Genomic DNA, 15951 nt, shown 5'->3' with positions numbered 1-15951 from the left:
GCGTCGAGGCGAGCAAATCACGATTCTCGAGGGGTGAGTCGTCACCGCTCGTGGCGAGCCAGTATGCCGAGCACCATGCGCAGCACGGTGATCGCGCCGGCCTTGTCCAACGGGTCATTTCCGTTGCCGCACTTGGGCGACTGCACACACGACGGACATCCGGACGGGCATTCGCACGCCTCGATGGCTGCCGCGGTGGCGTCCCACCACGTGCTGAACTGGCGGAACCCCCGGTCGGCGAACCCCGCGCCGCCCGGATATCCGTCGTAGACGAAGATCGTCGGCAACCCGTCCTCCGGTCCGGATGCGGTCGACACCCCGCCGATGTCACCGCGGTCGCAGCTGGCGACCAGTGGCAACAACCCGATGGCCGCATGCTCCGCGGCGTGCAACGAGCCGGGCACCTGCAGCATGTCTATACCGTTGGCGGCCAACAACTCCGGTGTGAGTGTGCACATCACCGCGACGGTGTCCAGTGTGCGTGACGGCATGTCGAGTTCGACGAAGTCGATGACCTCGCCGTCGACCCGGCGACGCAGATACCCGGTCACCGTATTGGTCACCGATACCGGAACCAGCCCAAGTGTGATGGGCCCGAACGTGTTTCGCTCGCCGGGGCCGGTCACGCTGATATCGGTGACTTCCCGGGCCGAGGTGGTGTAGCCGGGGTCCTCGGCGTGCACGAAGGCGATCCCGTCGTCGAAATCGAGCGAATCGACCAGATAGCTCTCACCTTGATGCAGATAGACGGCGCCGGGATGGACCGCGGCCGGGGCCTGACCGGTGCCGGTGGTGCCCAGCATGCGCCCGGTGCCGTCCTCGAGGATCGCGATCTGACCGCCCGTCCCGCCCCGGATGTCGACGGCGTGATGCGGGTCGACACCGGGGGTGGGGAAATACCCGCCCGCCCTGCGCCGCAACAGGCCGTCGTCGACCAGTTCGCCGGCGACGGCCTCGGCGCTCCAGGCCCGCACCTCGGCATCGGACAGCGGCAGTTCGGTGGCCGCACACAACAGCTGCGGGCCCAGCACGTACGGATTGGCCGGATCGATCACCACCCGTTCGATCGGCTTGTCCAGCAGCGCCGCAGGGTGGTTCACCAGGTAGGTGTCCAGCGGGTCGTCCCTGGCGATGAGCACGATCAGCGCGCTCTGTCCCCTTCTGCCCGAACGGCCGGCCTGCTGCCAGAACGAGGCGACGGTACCGGGGAAACCGGCCAGCACCACGGCGTCCAGCCCGGCGATGTCGACGCCGAGTTCGAGTGCGTTGGTGGTCGCCAGTCCGCGCAGCTCCCCTTCGGAGAGCGCGTGTTCCAGTTCCCGGCGGTCCTCGGCCAGATAACCGGCCCGGTACGACGCGACCTGACCGGCGAGCTGCGGTGCCACTTCCTCCAACCGGTCCCGCGCCCCGAGCGCGGTGAGTTCGGCACCCCGCCGGGATCGCACGAAGGTGAGGGTGCGCGCTCCCTCGGCCATCAGATCTGCCATCACGCGGGCGGCTTCGGCACCCGCCGACCGCCGCACCGGTGCGCCGTTCTCGCCGACGAGATCGCCCAGCAGAGCCGGCTCCCACAGCGCGACGGTGCGCTCACCGTGCGGCGATCCGTCCTCGGTCACCGCGGCCACGGTCTGGCCGATCAGCTCGGCGGCGGTCTCCCCGGGCAGCGCCGTCGTCGCGCTGGCGAAGATGACGGTGGGTGTGCCCGAGTACCGCTCGCACAGCCGCAACAGGCGGCGCAACACCATCGCCACGTTCGACCCGAAGATGCCGCGGTAGTAATGGCACTCGTCGACGACGATGTAGGTGAGGTTGCGCAGGAACACCGCCCAGCGGGCATGGTTGCGCAGCAGTGACAGATGGATCATGTCGGGGTTGGAGAAGATCCACCGCGACCGCTCGCGGGCGAACCGGCGGGCCTCGGTGCTGGCATCGCCGTCGTAGGCGCTCGGTGCGATATCACGCAGGTTCTCGACCGCCAGGGTGAGGGCTTGCGCGCTGCGCAACTGATCGTGACCGAGTGCTTTGGTCGGGGAGAGATACAGCGCCCTGGCCCGTGGATCGGCGGACATCGCGGTGAGGATCGGCAGTTGGTAGGCCAGCGACTTACCCGATGCGGTGCCGGTTGAGAGCACCACGTGGCGACCCTGATGTGCCAGCTCAGCGGCGGCCAGTTGGTGCGACCACAAGCCGGTGATCCCGCGGTCGGCGTAGGCCGCCACCACGGCGTCGGGAGCCCACTGTGGCCACGGCCGGCGCTGTGCACGGCGGGCGGCCAGATCGGTGACGTGCCGCAGCGGATGTTCGCCGGCCGGCGTGCCGTCGATCGCACGGGCCAGCAGTTCGCGCCCGAACTGCGACCCCGATTCGGCCACCGAACCGCTCACCTGCTTCCTTTCTCAAATTCCGGGAGGATTCCCGGGATGTGTCCCCAGGTGAATTGTTAACTACCGGATCGTGCCGACACTGTCGCAGACGCCCCGAACATGATTCACTTATCGCGGTCGCAGCTTCTGTGTTCGTGTACTCGCACTCGCAGGATCGTCGTTGCGATCGCGGTTCCTGCGAGGGTTGTGAGTCGGGTCAAGTTCCGACGACTCCACGAAGGATTGGCGGTCGGAACGGGCCCGGTACACCGGAAGTCGGTGAACCGCACCCGGTAAGAGAAGGAATGTACGGAAAATGCCACAGGGAACTGTGAAGTGGTTCAACGCGGAGAAGGGCTTCGGCTTCATCGCCCCCGAGGACGGCTCCGCTGACGTTTTCGTCCACTACACGGAGATCCAGGGGTCGGGCTTCCGCACCCTGGAGGAGAACCAGAAGGTTGAGTTCGAGGTCGGCCAGAGCCCCAAGGGCCCCCAGGCCACCGGCGTTCGCGCCGTCTGAGCCACGCGCTGTTCGATCTACTGAGTCTGACGGAGCACCCCCGGCCACGCCGGGGGTGTTTTCGTTTACGACGCCGTTAGTGTCGGACGTGTGAGTCAGCTGTCGTTCTTCTCGGCTGAGTCGATACCACCTCAGGTAGCCGACCTCACGGGGATTCTGGCGGCGTCCGGCCAGGTGGTGATCTCCGGCGATGAGGCGCGGCTGTCGGTGGTCGTCGACCGGCTTTGGCGTGCCGAGGGGCTGGCCGAGATGATCACCGACGCCGGCTTGGTCCCCGAGATCGCCCGCACCGACGAGAACAACCCGCTGGTGCGCACCGGCATGGACACCCGGCTCGCCGGTATCGCCCGGGACTGGACCAGGGGTGCGGTCAAGACGGTGCCGGCGCAGTGGTTGCCGGGCCCCCGGGAGCTGCGGGCCTGGGTGCTGGCCGACGGGCTGCCGGAGGCCGATCGGTACCTGCTCGGTCTGGACCCGCACGCGCCGGACACCCACGCGGCGCTGGCGGGGGCCTTGATGAGGGTGGGAATTGCGCCCACTCTGATCGGTACCAGGGGGTCGCGTCCGGCGCTGCGAATAAGTGGTCGCCGACGGCTGTTAAGGCTGGTAGAGACGGTGGGGGAACCTCCCGGCGATATCGACGCGTTCGCACAGTGGCCACGAATATAAGGACAGGTGGCGGGCGAGCCAGTTTGCGTTGGTAGGCGTGGGGTGCGAAATTGTCAGTTGCTGTCGCGCCCCGAGGCGTGGAGAAGTGGAGAGTAAGAGCAGGTGGCTGAGGAGGACCGGAGCCGGGGAGGCGCCGGTAACATTCGGCGGCTCGTGATAGTCGAGTCGCCGACCAAGGCGCGCAAAATAGCCGGCTACCTGGGCTCCAACTACGTCGTCGAATCCTCCCGCGGACATATCCGCGATCTCCCGCGCAACGCCGCCGACGTCCCGGCCAAGTACAAATCCGAGCCGTGGGCCCGACTCGGGGTCAATGTCGACGACAACTTCGAGCCGCTCTACATCGTCAGCCCGGATAAGAAGGCCACCGTCGCCGAGCTGAAGGATCTGCTCAAGGGTGTCGACGAGCTCTATCTCGCCACCGACGGTGACCGCGAGGGTGAGGCCATCGCCTGGCACCTGCTGGAGACGCTGAAGCCGCGTATCCCGGTCAAGCGGATGGTGTTCCACGAGATCACCGAACCCGCCATCCGCGCGGCGGCGGAGAACCCTCGCGACCTGGACATCGACCTGGTCGACGCGCAGGAGACCCGCCGCATCCTGGACCGCCTCTACGGCTACGAGGTCTCACCCGTGCTGTGGAAGAAGGTCGCGCCCAAGCTGTCGGCCGGCCGGGTGCAGTCGGTGGCGACGCGCATCATCGTGCAGCGGGAACGCGAACGCATGGCGTTCCGCAGCGCCGGCTACTGGGATGTCACTGCCGAACTGGACGCCAGCGTGTCCGACCCGCAGGCATCCCCGCCCAGGTTCACGGCGAAGCTCAACACCGTCGACGGCCGCAGAGTGGCCAGCGGTCGCGATTTCGATTCACTCGGCGCGGTGCGCAAACCCGACGAGGTCATGGTCCTGGACGAGGCCGCTGCCAACGCCCTGGCCGCCGGTCTGCGCGGCGAGCAGCTCGCGGTGTCCTCGGTGGAGCAGAAGCCCTACACCCGTAAGCCCTATCCGCCGTTCATGACCTCGACGCTGCAGCAGGAGGCCGGCCGAAAGCTGCGCTTCTCCTCGGAGCGCACCATGAGCATCGCGCAGCGGTTGTACGAGAACGGCTACATCACCTATATGCGTACCGACTCGACGACGCTGTCGGAGTCGGCGATCAACGCCGCGCGTACTCAGGCCGGGCAGCTCTACGGCGAGGAGTACGTGCACCCGTCGCCGCGGCAGTACACCCGCAAGGTGAAGAACGCGCAGGAGGCGCACGAGGCCATCCGGCCCGCCGGTGACGTCTTCCAGACCCCCGGGCAGCTGCACAGCGCGCTGGACACCGACGAGTTCCGGCTCTACGAGCTGATCTGGCAGCGCACCGTCGCCTCCCAGATGGCCGACGCCCGTGGCACCACGCTGTCGTTGCGGATTTCGGGTCAGGCTCGTACCGGCGAGCAGGTGGTGTTCAACGCCAGCGGCCGCACCATCACCTTCGCCGGCTTCCTGAAGGCCTACGTCGAGAGCCTCGATGAGCAGGCCGGTGGCGAAGCCGACGACGCCGAGAGCCGGCTGCCCAACCTGACCCAGGGGCAGCGCGTCGACGCCGCAGGTCTGACCGCCGACGGGCACACCACCAGCCCGCCGGCCCGCTACACCGAGGCCTCGCTGATCAAGGCCCTCGAAGACCTCGGTATCGGCCGGCCGTCGACCTACTCGTCGATCATCAAGACCATCCAGGACCGCGGCTACGTGCACAAGAAGGGCAGCGCCCTGGTGCCGTCCTGGGTGGCGTTCGCCGTCATCGGGTTGCTGGAACAGCATTTCGGGCGGCTGGTCGACTACGACTTCACCGCGGCGATGGAGGACGAGCTCGACGAGATCGCCTCCGGCAACGAGCGACGGACCAACTGGCTCAACAACTTCTACTTCGGTGGCGAGCACGGCGTGGAGGGGTCGATCGCCCGCGCCGGCGGCCTGAAGCATCTGGTGGGCGGCAACCTCGAGGGCATCGACGCGCGGGTGGTCAACTCCATCAAGCTGTTCGACGACGCCGAGGGGCGGGCCATCAACGTCCGGGTCGGCCGTAACGGTCCGTATCTGGAGCGGATGATCGTCGATCCGGAATCTCCCGACGGCGAGTTGAAGCCGCAGCGCGCGAATCTCAAGGACGAGCTGACTCCCGACGAACTCACCCTCGAGCTCGCCGAAAAGCTTTTCGCCACACCGCAGGAGGGTCGCTCGCTGGGTGTCGATCCGGAGACGGGCCACGAGATCCTGGCCAAGGACGGGCGTTTCGGCCCGTACGTCACGGAGGTGCTCCCGGAGCCGCCGGAGGGCGGGAGCGCAGCGACTGGGGGGAAGGGCAAGGAGGATCCCGAAGACGGGGTCACGGCCAAGAAGGGTAAGAAGCCGACCGGGCCCAAGCCGCGCACCGGCTCGCTGCTGCGCTCGATGGATCTGGAGACCGTCACCCTCGAGGACGCGCTGCGGCTGCTTTCGCTGCCCCGCGTCGTCGGCGTGGACCCGGCCTCAGGCGAAGAGATCACCGCGCAGAACGGCCGCTACGGCCCATATCTCAAGCGCGGCACCGATTCCCGGTCGCTGGCCACCGAAGAGCAGATGTTCACCGTCACCCTCGACGAGGCGCTGAAGATCTACGCCGAACCCAAGCGACGGGGCCGCCAGGGTGCGGCCACCCCGCCGCTGCGCGAACTGGGTACCGACCCGGTGTCCGAGAAGCCGATGGTGATCAAGGACGGCCGGTTCGGCCCGTATGTCACCGACGGTGAGACCAACGCCAGCCTGCGTAAGGGCGACGACGTGCTCACCATCACCGATGCCCGCGCCTCGGAGCTGCTCGCCGATCGCCGGGCCCGCGGTCCGGTGAAGAAGGCCGCGAAGAAGGCGCCGGTGAAGAAGGTTGCTGCCAAGAAGACGCCGGCCAAGAAGGCACCGGCGAAGAAGGCCGCCAAGAAGGCCTGAGCCGGTCTCAGGTGGCCGCGTCGTGGCCGATCTGGATGCGCCCGCTCGGGGTGGCTCGTACCAGCGGCCGGGCCAGTTGGGTGGGCATGGTGCGGCCACGCAGTTCGACGATCTCGCCGACATCCCAGCGCAGGGCCTCCGCGTCGAGTGCGCCGCTGACCGCGATCGCGGAGGCGAGCACATGGCCGGCCTCCAGCTTGGCGAGCTCGGTCAGCCGTGCGGCCTCGTTGACCGGGTCGCCGATCACGGTGTACTCGAAACGGGCCTGCGCGCCGATGTGTCCGGCGATGGCCCGCCCGGCCGACACCCCGATGCCGAACTCGGTCTGGCCCAGCACCGTCACCAGCTCGTCGTGCAGTTCGCGGGACGCGGCCAGCGCGGCGCCGGAGGCGTCAGGGTGTTCGATCGGGGCGCCGAAGATGGCCAGCGCGGCGTCACCCTGGAACTTGTTGACGAAGCCGCCGTGCCTGTTCACGGTGTCGACGATGACGCGGAAGAACTCGTTGAGCAGGTTCACCACCTCGGAGGCGGGCACCGTCGACGCCAGCTGCGTCGAACCGACGAGGTCGACGAACAGGACCGCGACATCGCGTTCCTGGCCACCGAGCTCGGTGCCCCGCTCCAGGGCGCGACGGGCGACGTCCTCGCCCACGTAGCGGCCGAACAGGTCACGCAGGCGTTGTCGCTCGGCCAGGTCGCGGACCATGTCGTTGAATCCGGCCTGCAGCAACCCCAGCTCACTGGCGTCATAGATCTGCATGTGTGCGTTGTAGTTGCCGCGCTGTACCTCACCGAGGGCCCAGCGCAGCTGCCGCAGCGGGTCGGCGATGGACATCGCCACCAGCACCGTGCCGGCCAGCCCGATCACCAGGGCGGCGATGGCCAGCAGCAGCAGGGGAGTGTTCAGGCGTTCGGCGGGTGCGGTGAGGATGGCGAACTTGCTGGCCACCAGCGCCAGCACGATGGCCAGCAGCGGCACCCCGGTGGACAGCACCCAGGTGAGCACCTGGCGCAGGATGACCCCGGGTGCCCGGAAGTTCTCCGGCACCCCGCCACGCAGCGCGGCCACCGCGACGGGGCGCAGCACCCGCTCGGACTGCAGGTAGCCGATGATGGCGGTGGCGGTGGCGCCCAGTGCGGTGGCCACCGCGACGACGGGCGCGGACTTGCTGGCCACCGGCCAGCTGGCGACGATGAACACGATCGAGCCGAGCAGCCAGTTCGAGACGCTGATCAACGTGCGGTAGAAGGGCATCTTCAGCGCGCGGACGCGGGCCAGCCCGGTGATGGTCGGATCCCCGTCGGCGAGCAGGGTGTCGCGCCGCTGCCAACGGATGACCGGAAGCAGCAGCCGCAGACTGAGGTAGGCGCCCACCGTGAAGGCCACGAACAGGTAGCCCAGGAAGACCGCCAGATTGACGGCCGGCAGGTCCTGCAGCTGGATGCGGTCCTCGGCGGGCAGCCCGAACCGGAGGAAACCCAGGACGAACAGTGCGCCGATGATGTCGGACTGCACCATGCCCAGCGTGAACACCGGCCACGGCGTGCGCGCCACCCAACGGACGAATGCGCTGATCCGTCCGATCGGGTTGGTTAACGTGCTCACCCGTTTACCGTATCGGTCGGGTGTGACCTCGTGCGCCGCTGTGATGCCCCGTGTCCGGACGTCCCACTACTGTTTGAGCGGTGGGAAGCGGTGTATTCGAGCGATTGGTGGGCCAACACGCCGTGGCGGCGGAGTTGGTGGCCGCCGCGCGCGCCGCGCGCGGTGATTCCTCTCACAGCGGGCTGACAGCGGGTGGGATGACCCATGCCTGGCTGATCACCGGCCCGCCGGGGTCCGGCCGCTCGATCGCCGCGGTGTGTTTTGCCGCCGCCCTGCAGTGCCAGTCCGAGGGTGAACCCGGCTGCGGTGAATGCCGCGCCTGCACGACGACCATGGCGGGCACCCACTCCGATGTGCGGCGCATCATCCCGGAGGGGCTGTCCATCGGAGTCTCGGAGATGCGCGAGATCGTGCAGATCGCCTCGCGGCGCCCCGGTACCGGCCGCTGGCAGATCGTGGTGGTCGAGGACGCCGACCGGCTCACCGAGGGCGCCGCCAACGCGCTGCTGAAGGTGGTGGAGGAACCGCCGCCGTCGACGGTGTTCCTGCTCTGTGCCCCGTCGGTGGATCCCGAGGACATCGCGGTCACGTTGCGGTCGCGCTGCCGGCACATCGCGCTGGTGACGCCACGCTCGGAGGCCATCGCGCAGGTGCTGGTCGACAACGACGGCCTGACCGCCGAGGTCGCCGCGTGGGCCGCCTCGATCAGCGGTGGTCATGTCGGCCGGGCGCGCCGGCTGGCGACCGATCCGGAGGCCCGCCAGCGCCGCGAACGTGCGCTGGGACTGGCCCGCGACGCGGCCACCCCGGCCAGGGCGTACGGCGCCGCCGAAGAGCTGGTGACGACGGCCGAGGCGGAGGCCAAGGCGTTGACGGCCGGCCGGAACGAGACCGAGACCGAGGAATTGCGCACCGCGCTCGGCGCGGGCGGCACCGGCAAGGGTGCGGCCGGCGCGATCCGCGGTGCGGCCGGGGCGATCAAAGACCTGGAGAAGCGGCAGAAATCACGGCAGACCCGGGCCTCCCGGGATGCGCTGGACCGGGCCCTGATGGACCTGGCGACCTATTTCCGTGACGCGTTGGTGGTGTCTGCGGGTGCGGGCGGCGTGACGGCCAACCATCCCGATATGCACGACAAGGTCGCGGCCCTGGCGGCGCATGCGCCACCGGACAAACTGCTGCGCTGTATCGAAGCGGTACTGGGGTGCCGGGAGGCGCTCGAGATGAATGTGAAACCGAAATTCGCCGTCGACGCCATGGTCGCGACGGTGGGGCAGGCCCTCAAGAGCTGAGTGGGGCCACCTTTTGGGAGGCGGGCGGGAACTACCGTAGACTCACCTGCGCCTGCCAGATCGGCCAGGCACCGCCGCCCTAGCTCAGTCGGTAGAGCATCTCACTCGTAATGAGAAGGTCGCGGGTTCGATTCCCGCGGGCGGCTCTCTCCACCCCCACCGCCGTTTGGTGTTGTGCGGCCGGTCATCAGCCAGTAGTCGTTGCAGCCGGTGTGGCTTGCGATCTTCAGGCAGACATCGTCGAGGTCGCGCGGTCGGCGACCTTCAAGCTCCCATCCGCGCCACGACGTGCCTTTGACGCCGCACGCGAAGGCCGCTTCTTTGATGTTCCAGCCCATGCGCTGGCGCACCATCGCTAGTCGCGCTCCAAAGGCGCTGTCGTCTGGTACCCATGGTCGCGATTCTGGCTCCACGCTCATGGGTGACATTTTGCACGTTCCGCACTGTTCGCGCAATCTGCCCGGTTTGCACGCCTAGAAGCGAATCGCACCGTAAGTGGACCTTGACACTACTTACACGGATGTGATTCTCTTTCGGCATGCCCAAAGTGGACCTTATTACTACAAGCGGTGTTGCTGATCGCTTCGGCGTTGATTCGTCAGCGGTGCGCAGATGGGTCTCCGAGGGCAAGATCACGCCCGCATTCACCACGCCCGGCGGGCACTACCGCTTCCGCCTGAGTGATATCGAGGCGCTGCTCGGGGTCGAGGCTTCCGCGTGAGCGCCGCCGAGGTGTTCGGCGACGACGGCGTGATCCACATGCACGCCTACGTCAAAGGCCTATCCGAGGCTAAGCGGCGGACCAGCCACCGCGATCGAGATGCCCGGGCCAATCAAAAAGTTCAATACTGCGCTCTCACCGGTATCCAGATCAGTCGCCTCCATGACCGCGACGCCGTGGGTCCCAAGCGTGGCCTTACGCATCGCCTCGAAGATGTCCTGCGCGTGCTCCGTCATCACGGCGTAACGCTGACCTCCGTAGTGCAGCACGTGCGTGAACTCACCCATCGACAGACCTTCGGTCGTCATGATTCTTCTCCTTCGCTCGTCGTTGACACCGGAAGCGTAGGAGACCGGCCGGTGGCGGGCGGTACCACGCCGACCGCCACCGGCCACCCCGACGAACCCTGCTGGGGCGACCGATGAACCTCGACGGCCTACTGCTGGCCTTCGCTATCGCCGCCGCGCTGCGCTTCGGCGCCTGGCTGGCATTCCGCAGAACTTCCGGCGCCCGCGGGGTCCCGGACTGGTGTGGCCCGGCTGGGGAAGTCGGGCCACACCACCCACAGCACCACCTCTAGATCGGGCGCCACGCCCCGGTCCAGGGGGCGCGACGCCCTTCGACATCAGGAAAGAAGGGCAAATCCCATGTCAACAACCAACTCTAATTCCGAACAGTGGCGGGTCGTGCCCAGCCACCCGGAATACGAGGTGTCCGACCGCGGACGGGTCCGAAGCGCTACCTCTGGCGCACCCATACCGCAACACCTCAAATCCCAGCGTGGCTACCCGAGCGTAAGCGTGCCCCGCGGGAAAACGCCGTACGTGCACGCGATGGTTCTTGAGGCGTTTATCGGACCCCGGCCAAGCGGTGCCGTCACTCGACATATCAATGACGATCCCCGGGACAACCGGTTGGAAAATCTGACTTGGGGGACGCACTCGGAGAATGCTCTGGATCGAGTAGCAAACGGCAATGACCCGTACGCGCGGCGCACCCATTGCAAGAATGGCCACCCCCTCACAGGCTCCAATGTCTGCCCTGGCCTGAGCTTTCGCCGCTGCCGTACTTGCCAGCGACTCGCCAAACAACGATCCCGCACGAGGCTTCAGTCAGCCCTGATCCCGGCAGGTGCGCAGTGATTACGCGTGCCGTCACCAACGAACTGTCCGCGAAGGTCGGCCACCAGCTCCGCACGGCGATCTTCACGCCGGCCGACGCGCGCCGCCTGGCCGCGCTCGCCGCCCAGCAGCAGGGGGCCGCCCAGTGATCGCGCTGCTGCGCCGCCACCTCTACCGCGGCCGACACCGAGCCAACCGATTCAGCCTGCGCGTGACCGACCTGAAGGAGCAATCATGCTGAGAGAGAAAGTCATTCCGATCATGTGGCTGATGATGGCCGCCGTCGAGGTCGGGGCCTGCATCGGGGTGATGGCCCGATGAAATCGATTCGCGTACAGGGCCCGTTCCTGTCCGACGCCGAGCGGAAGGCGGCAGCGACCGGTTACACCGGGCCCGCGGCCGACACGTCGAAGCTGCTCGGCAAGTGGGAGCCGGCCGAGGGGCGGAAGTTCCGGCCGTCGCCGATCTTCGCCGCGCTGCAGGGCAAGCACATCTATGCCGGGACAGTCGATCCGGCTGTGGTTGCGCATCGTCGGAAGCGTAACAAGGCTGCCCGCCGGTCGCGTCGCATCAACCGCCTGGCAGGTGCACGATGACCGACAGTGTGACCGCCGCTGGCGGCGGACGCGGCGAGCCGGCAGCCATCCATAGTCGCGGTGCTGTAACCGTCGGTGCCTGCGGTGGCGGCGGTGGCCGACCTCGATCCGTGTCCGCTGAGTTTCAGCTCCTCGACCTACCGACGCGTATGCGGCTCGCAGCCGGCGTCCTCGAAGAGGCCACCGTCGAGTACCACCGCGGCGTGGCGCTCGCTCGGGCTGTCACCGATATCGAGTGGAGCCCATCCAATCTGCGGCACGTCGCCGAGCAGCTCGACGCTCGCGCGGTCCAGGAGCGCACCGAGGCGGCACTCATCCGCCGTCTGTCGAAGATCCACGAGGCCAACACCAGCGATCTCCCGGCGATCGTCGGGGCGATCATGGCTGACTTCGACGTGACGCCAAAGGCGGGTGTCCAGTGACGCTGCTGAATGGTGGTCTCGCGAAGGCCAAGAACATCAAGACGATGGGTGAGTTCGCCGACCAGTTCATCCTCGGCATCACCGACGAGGAATGGCGGATCTGTGCCGCGCTCGGTGGTGCGGTCGACATCATCTCGCTCATCGCGCTCGTGGCCGCGATCCGGACAGCACCGGACTACCCCCTGCCGCCGGATCATCCACTCAACCCGGCAAGCCGATACGCCGAGCAGGTGGCGTCGTGAGCAGCGGGCGGCCATTCACCGAGGCCGACGCCCAAGCCGCGAAGACGCTCCTCGAGGAGGGTGCTTCGTACCGGGAGGTGGCCCGCACGCTCGGCCGGAACGCGTCGATCATCTGCCGGCGGTTTCCCGGCCGCGGCTGGTCGGAGGACGTGAAGCGGGAAGCGGCTCGCACGCAGCAGCTGATGCGGCGGCGCGGCGGATGGATCGCGCTGTGACCGCGCCGCCGGTGAAGTGCCAGGGGTGCGGGTACTCCAGCCGCCACACCCGCCAGCTCGTCGGCGAAAAGCTCAGCCACCAGGCGTGCTGCCGAATGTGGTTGTGCGCGGCATGCCGAGATCAACGCGGGTGCACAGGGGAGTCTGATCACGTGGCGCTCCCGGGGGTACGCACCGATCTGCCGCCTGGCGTCCCACCAAATGACGCCATGTACTCGCCACTCGTCGTGCCCGAGAACATCTACCACGCAGACCCCACCAGCTTGTCGTCGACTGGGGCGCGCACGCTGATCAGGCAGACCCCGAAGCAGTTCTACAACGATCGGCACGAACCGCAGAAGCCTAAGCCCGAGTACGACTTTGGCCACTGCGCACACAAGATGGTGCTCGGCGAAGGCAACCAGTTCAAGGTCATGGACCCAAAAATTCATGGTCTCACCGCGGACGGTAAGCAGTCCCAAAAGCCCACAGCGACCGGCATGTGGAAGGCCACTGAGGCGAAAGCGCGGCTGGACGGTCTGACGCCGATCACGAAGGCACAGATGGAAACTGCACAACGTATGGCAGGCGTTGTGTTTGACCACCCGTTAGCACGCAACCTGTTCACAGACGGCACCGCCGAGATGTCTGGCTACTGGCATGACGACGCGACGAGAATCCGCTGCAGGTTGCGCACCGACTGGATCACCGAACCGACAAAACGTCGGCCTCGCCGCATCGTCGTCGACTACAAGCAGTCGACCTCTGCGGAGGTAGATCACTTCGAAGACATGGTGTTTAAGTTCGGCTACCACCAGCAGCAGGCCTGGTATGAGGACGGTCTGATCCAGCATGGGTTCGAAGGATTCGGATTCGTGTTCGTCTTGCAGTCGAACAAACCCCCGTATGACGTTGCCGTGTGCGAGATCGACCCCGAGATTGTAGATCTGGGGCGGCGTTTGAACCGTCGAGCCATCGAGATCTACGCAGAGTGCGAAGCCAGCAATGAATGGCCCGGCATCCCCCCGGTTGTTCACCGTGTCGGCATGTCGAACTGGCGGCGGGAACGCCAGGAATCCCTACTACACGTCGCCAGCTAGTCCACGCCCGGAAGGAAACATCCAATGACCACAACCGATATCGCCACCCGCGGAGAATCCGCCATCAACGTCCTGCCCGCCGCGCACAACCCATCTGCCGTCGCGCAGCAGATGCTCGTCGCGCACGCCGAGATGATGCAGACCGCCTACGAGCTGGCCTCAAAGATGGTGCTGACCACGATGGTGCCCACCCGGTTCTTCCGGAAGGAGGAGGACGCCACCGCCGCGATCCTGTACGGCGCCGAGCTTGGCCTGAACCCGATCCAGTCGCTGCAGCGCATCATCCCGATTCACGGCATGCCGTCGCTGGAGGCCCGGACGATGGTGGCGCTGCTCAAGGCTCGCGGTTACCGCATCCGCACCTCTGCCCAGTCGGAGGAGTCCGTCACCGTGGTCGGTGTCGATCTGGAAGGCGATGTCTACGAGTCGACTTGGACTATCGAGCGCGCTACCAAAGCTGGCTACGTGCCCGAGATCGACCCGAAGACCGGCAAGTACAAGACCAACGCGCGCGGCAATCTGCAGGGCAACGAGAAGTACATCACCGACCCGATCGCGATGCTGAAGGCCAAGGCCCAGTCCGAGGTGTGCCGCGAAATGGCGCCTGATGTCCTGCTCGGTATCTCGTACACGAGCGAGGAGCTGGAGTCCGAGCGTTGGGATGATTCGGCGCTTCCACCCGCGCCGACCGAACGCGGCGTGGCGAAGCCCGTCACCACCGACGACATCCTCGGCGCCCCGGCTCCCGCTACGAAGCCGAAGCGCACCCGCGCGAAGGCTGCGGCACCCGCTGCCGAGCCGCCCCAGGACGCCGAAGTGGTGGACGATCCCGCGGACAACACGGAAAGCAACAATGCCGGTAGAAATTCCACACCGAATGAAGCAAATCCGGACAAACCGCAGGTAGACGAGTCGGCCGAGGCCTCGATCTCGGGGGAAAAACCGGAACCACCTGCGGACAATCCGCCGGCCGCCACCGCGCCGAGCTCGGATCTCGAAAAGTCGGCCCGCGCATCGCTGACCGGCGCCATCTTCTCGCTGTTCGGTGAGGTCGACCTGGCCAAGAAGGAGAACCACGAGGACCGCCTGGTCGTCATCGAGGCCATCGTCGGCCGCCAAGTCGCGTCCTCGAATGAGCTGACCACCGACGAACTGCAGAAGCTGCGCAACTCGCTACACGGCCACAGCGAGGCCGGGACACTCGCCGACGCCGTCAACGACTGGCTCAACGCAGCCGCGCTGAAGGAACTCGAAGCCGAAGAAGCCCAGGCTTCCAATGACTGAGCGCTGGCGGCCTGTTCCCGACTGGGAGGACCTCTACGAGGTGTCCGACCATGGCCGCGTCCTCGCAAAGCCGCGGCAGGTCCTCCGGTGCCACTTGACCAACCAGCCTGGCCGGATGCTCAAGCCCGAACTTGCAGGGCCGCCGTGGAAGAAGTATCTGCGGGTGACCCTCAAATCAGGTGAGCGGCAACGGCGGATCAAGGTCCATCACCTCGTGCTGCTGGCATTCGTCGGGCCGCGCCCGCCGGGCCTCCACGCACTCCACTGCGACGACGACCCGCTGAACAACCATCTCTCGAATCTTCGGTACGGCACGCCGTCCGAAAACCAGCACGATCGCTTCCACCGCAACACAACCCAACCGATAGGAGTCTGACCATGCTCGTTACCGATAAGCCCGAAGACATCCCGACCACCAACGCGCTCGACAACGTCGAAGACCCGGACGCCAATCTGGAGATCAAGCCCGCGTACCTCGCGCTGGGCACCACCCCCGCCGCAGTAGTGAATCCGCCGGCAGTCGGCGATATCGAGTACTTCATGGTGCGCACCCGCTGCACAGGAGAGCATGGCCCGCTGCTGCGCTCCGATGGTGAAGTGCGCTACCGCCGCGATCTCCAGATCCAGGCCATCTGGAAGCCGGGCGATCCGGAGCCGGAGATCGAGAAGACCCAAGCCCAGAAGGACGCCGAGTCCGCGGCCGAGGCGGCGGCGAATCAGCCGACGCTGTTCGACGGCCAGGATCCCGACGCCGACGATGAGGGTGTTGACGGCGAAGGGTCCGACGACGAGTCGGATGCAGAGGTCGAAGAGCACGAGGTCGACCGCCCCGGCTTCTCCGACGCCGAATAGCC

At 66.9% G+C, this 15951-nt stretch carries 19 protein-coding genes and 1 tRNA gene; 16 read left to right on the top strand and 4 right to left on the bottom strand.

The features are described 5' to 3' along the window. Positions 1-41 precede the first annotated feature (41 nt). Positions 42-2384 (bottom strand): DNA 3'-5' helicase SftH, encoded by a 2343-nt coding sequence (locus FHU31_RS25220; protein ID WP_409371249.1) that lies wholly within the window; start codon positions 2382-2384, stop codon positions 42-44. A 295-nt stretch (positions 2385-2679) separates the two neighbouring features. Between FHU31_RS25220 and FHU31_RS25215 the strand changes: the two genes are divergently transcribed. From FHU31_RS25215 to topA, 3 genes are all read left to right on the top strand, one after another. Continuing rightward, the gene (locus FHU31_RS25215) at positions 2680-2883 is read left to right on the top strand and encodes a cold-shock protein (RefSeq protein ID WP_006243848.1); all 204 of its coding nucleotides are present in this window, start codon (positions 2680-2682) and stop codon (positions 2881-2883) included. A 90-nt stretch (positions 2884-2973) separates the two neighbouring features. Next, positions 2974-3552, top strand: coding sequence for a hypothetical protein (locus FHU31_RS25210; protein ID WP_167163447.1), 579 nt, complete (start codon positions 2974-2976; stop codon positions 3550-3552). 102 nt (positions 3553-3654) lie between these two features. Beyond that, positions 3655-6519: a type I DNA topoisomerase gene (gene topA, locus FHU31_RS25205; protein WP_167163446.1), complete on the top strand. Its 2865-nt coding sequence runs from the start codon at positions 3655-3657 to the stop codon at positions 6517-6519. A gap of 7 nt (positions 6520-6526) precedes the next feature. On the opposite strand, the gene FHU31_RS25200 is transcribed toward topA, so the two are convergent. Then, a complete protein-coding gene (locus FHU31_RS25200) occupies positions 6527-8125 on the bottom strand; it encodes an adenylate/guanylate cyclase domain-containing protein (protein WP_167163445.1) in 1599 nt (532 codons plus the stop codon). An 80-nt stretch (positions 8126-8205) separates the two neighbouring features. Here FHU31_RS25200 and FHU31_RS25195 point away from each other — a divergent pair, with 80 nt between their 5' ends. The 3 genes from FHU31_RS25195 to FHU31_RS25185 all read left to right on the top strand — a co-directional run bounded on the left by FHU31_RS25195 (position 8206) and on the right by FHU31_RS25185 (position 10138). Further along, on the top strand, positions 8206-9417 hold the full coding sequence (locus tag FHU31_RS25195; protein ID WP_167163444.1) for a DNA polymerase III subunit delta': 1212 nt from the start codon (positions 8206-8208) through the stop codon (positions 9415-9417). A 73-nt stretch (positions 9418-9490) separates the two neighbouring features. Continuing rightward, positions 9491-9563: transfer RNA gene (locus FHU31_RS25190), tRNA-Thr, on the top strand. A gap of 392 nt (positions 9564-9955) precedes the next feature. Beyond that, positions 9956-10138, top strand: a complete 183-nt coding sequence (locus FHU31_RS25185; RefSeq protein ID WP_167163443.1) for a MerR family transcriptional regulator — start codon at positions 9956-9958, stop codon at positions 10136-10138. 59 nt (positions 10139-10197) lie between these two features. On the opposite strand, the gene FHU31_RS25180 is transcribed toward FHU31_RS25185, so the two are convergent. Together FHU31_RS25180 and FHU31_RS25175 are read right to left on the bottom strand one after the other, a co-directional pair. Beyond that, a complete protein-coding gene (locus tag FHU31_RS25180; RefSeq protein WP_167163442.1) occupies positions 10198-10446 on the bottom strand; it encodes a hypothetical protein in 249 nt (82 codons plus the stop codon). A 128-nt stretch (positions 10447-10574) separates the two neighbouring features. Next, entirely contained in the window at positions 10575-10730 is a 156-nt protein-coding gene (locus FHU31_RS25175) for a hypothetical protein (protein WP_167163441.1), read from the bottom strand. Between the two features lie 55 nt (positions 10731-10785). On the opposite strand from FHU31_RS25175, the gene FHU31_RS32225 reads away from it, so the two are divergent. From FHU31_RS32225 to FHU31_RS25130, 10 genes are all read left to right on the top strand, one after another. Beyond that, a complete protein-coding gene (locus FHU31_RS32225; RefSeq protein ID WP_167163440.1) occupies positions 10786-11280 on the top strand; it encodes an NUMOD4 motif-containing HNH endonuclease in 495 nt (164 codons plus the stop codon). Next, positions 11277-11408: a hypothetical protein gene (locus FHU31_RS31910; RefSeq protein ID WP_263988115.1), complete on the top strand. Its 132-nt coding sequence runs from the start codon at positions 11277-11279 to the stop codon at positions 11406-11408. Before FHU31_RS32225 ends, FHU31_RS31910 begins: the two co-directional genes overlap by 4 nt. Positions 11409-11576: 168 nt before the next feature. Next, positions 11577-11855, top strand: coding sequence for a hypothetical protein (locus FHU31_RS25165; protein WP_090364893.1), 279 nt, complete (start codon positions 11577-11579; stop codon positions 11853-11855). Positions 11856-11965: 110 nt separating this feature from the next. Beyond that, positions 11966-12277 (top strand): hypothetical protein, encoded by a 312-nt coding sequence (locus tag FHU31_RS25160; protein ID WP_167163439.1) that lies wholly within the window; start codon positions 11966-11968, stop codon positions 12275-12277. Continuing rightward, positions 12274-12519: a hypothetical protein gene (locus FHU31_RS25155; RefSeq protein WP_167163438.1), complete on the top strand. Its 246-nt coding sequence runs from the start codon at positions 12274-12276 to the stop codon at positions 12517-12519. Before FHU31_RS25160 ends, FHU31_RS25155 begins: the two co-directional genes overlap by 4 nt. Continuing rightward, complete coding sequence (locus tag FHU31_RS25150) at positions 12516-12734, top strand: helix-turn-helix domain-containing protein (protein ID WP_167163437.1); 219 nt, start codon at positions 12516-12518, stop codon at positions 12732-12734. The genes FHU31_RS25155 and FHU31_RS25150 overlap by 4 nt, the downstream gene beginning before the upstream one ends. Before the next feature lie 227 nt (positions 12735-12961). Then, positions 12962-13813, top strand: coding sequence for a PD-(D/E)XK nuclease-like domain-containing protein (locus FHU31_RS25145; RefSeq protein ID WP_167163436.1), 852 nt, complete (start codon positions 12962-12964; stop codon positions 13811-13813). Positions 13814-13837: 24 nt separating this feature from the next. Further along, the gene (locus tag FHU31_RS25140; RefSeq protein ID WP_167163435.1) at positions 13838-15097 is read left to right on the top strand and encodes a hypothetical protein; all 1260 of its coding nucleotides are present in this window, start codon (positions 13838-13840) and stop codon (positions 15095-15097) included. Continuing rightward, on the top strand, positions 15090-15473 hold the full coding sequence (locus tag FHU31_RS25135) for an HNH endonuclease (protein WP_167163434.1): 384 nt from the start codon (positions 15090-15092) through the stop codon (positions 15471-15473). The genes FHU31_RS25140 and FHU31_RS25135 overlap by 8 nt, the downstream gene beginning before the upstream one ends. A 2-nt stretch (positions 15474-15475) precedes the next feature. Next, positions 15476-15949 (top strand): hypothetical protein, encoded by a 474-nt coding sequence (locus FHU31_RS25130; RefSeq protein WP_167163433.1) that lies wholly within the window; start codon positions 15476-15478, stop codon positions 15947-15949. Positions 15950-15951: the final 2 nt, after the last annotated feature.

The sequence above is a fragment of the Mycolicibacterium fluoranthenivorans genome (assembly GCF_011758805.1).
Classification (GTDB): Bacteria; Actinomycetota; Actinomycetes; order Mycobacteriales; family Mycobacteriaceae; genus Mycobacterium; species Mycobacterium fluoranthenivorans.
The sequence above is the reverse complement of the archived record's forward strand: the minus strand, read 5'-3'. Positions and strand labels throughout refer to the sequence as shown.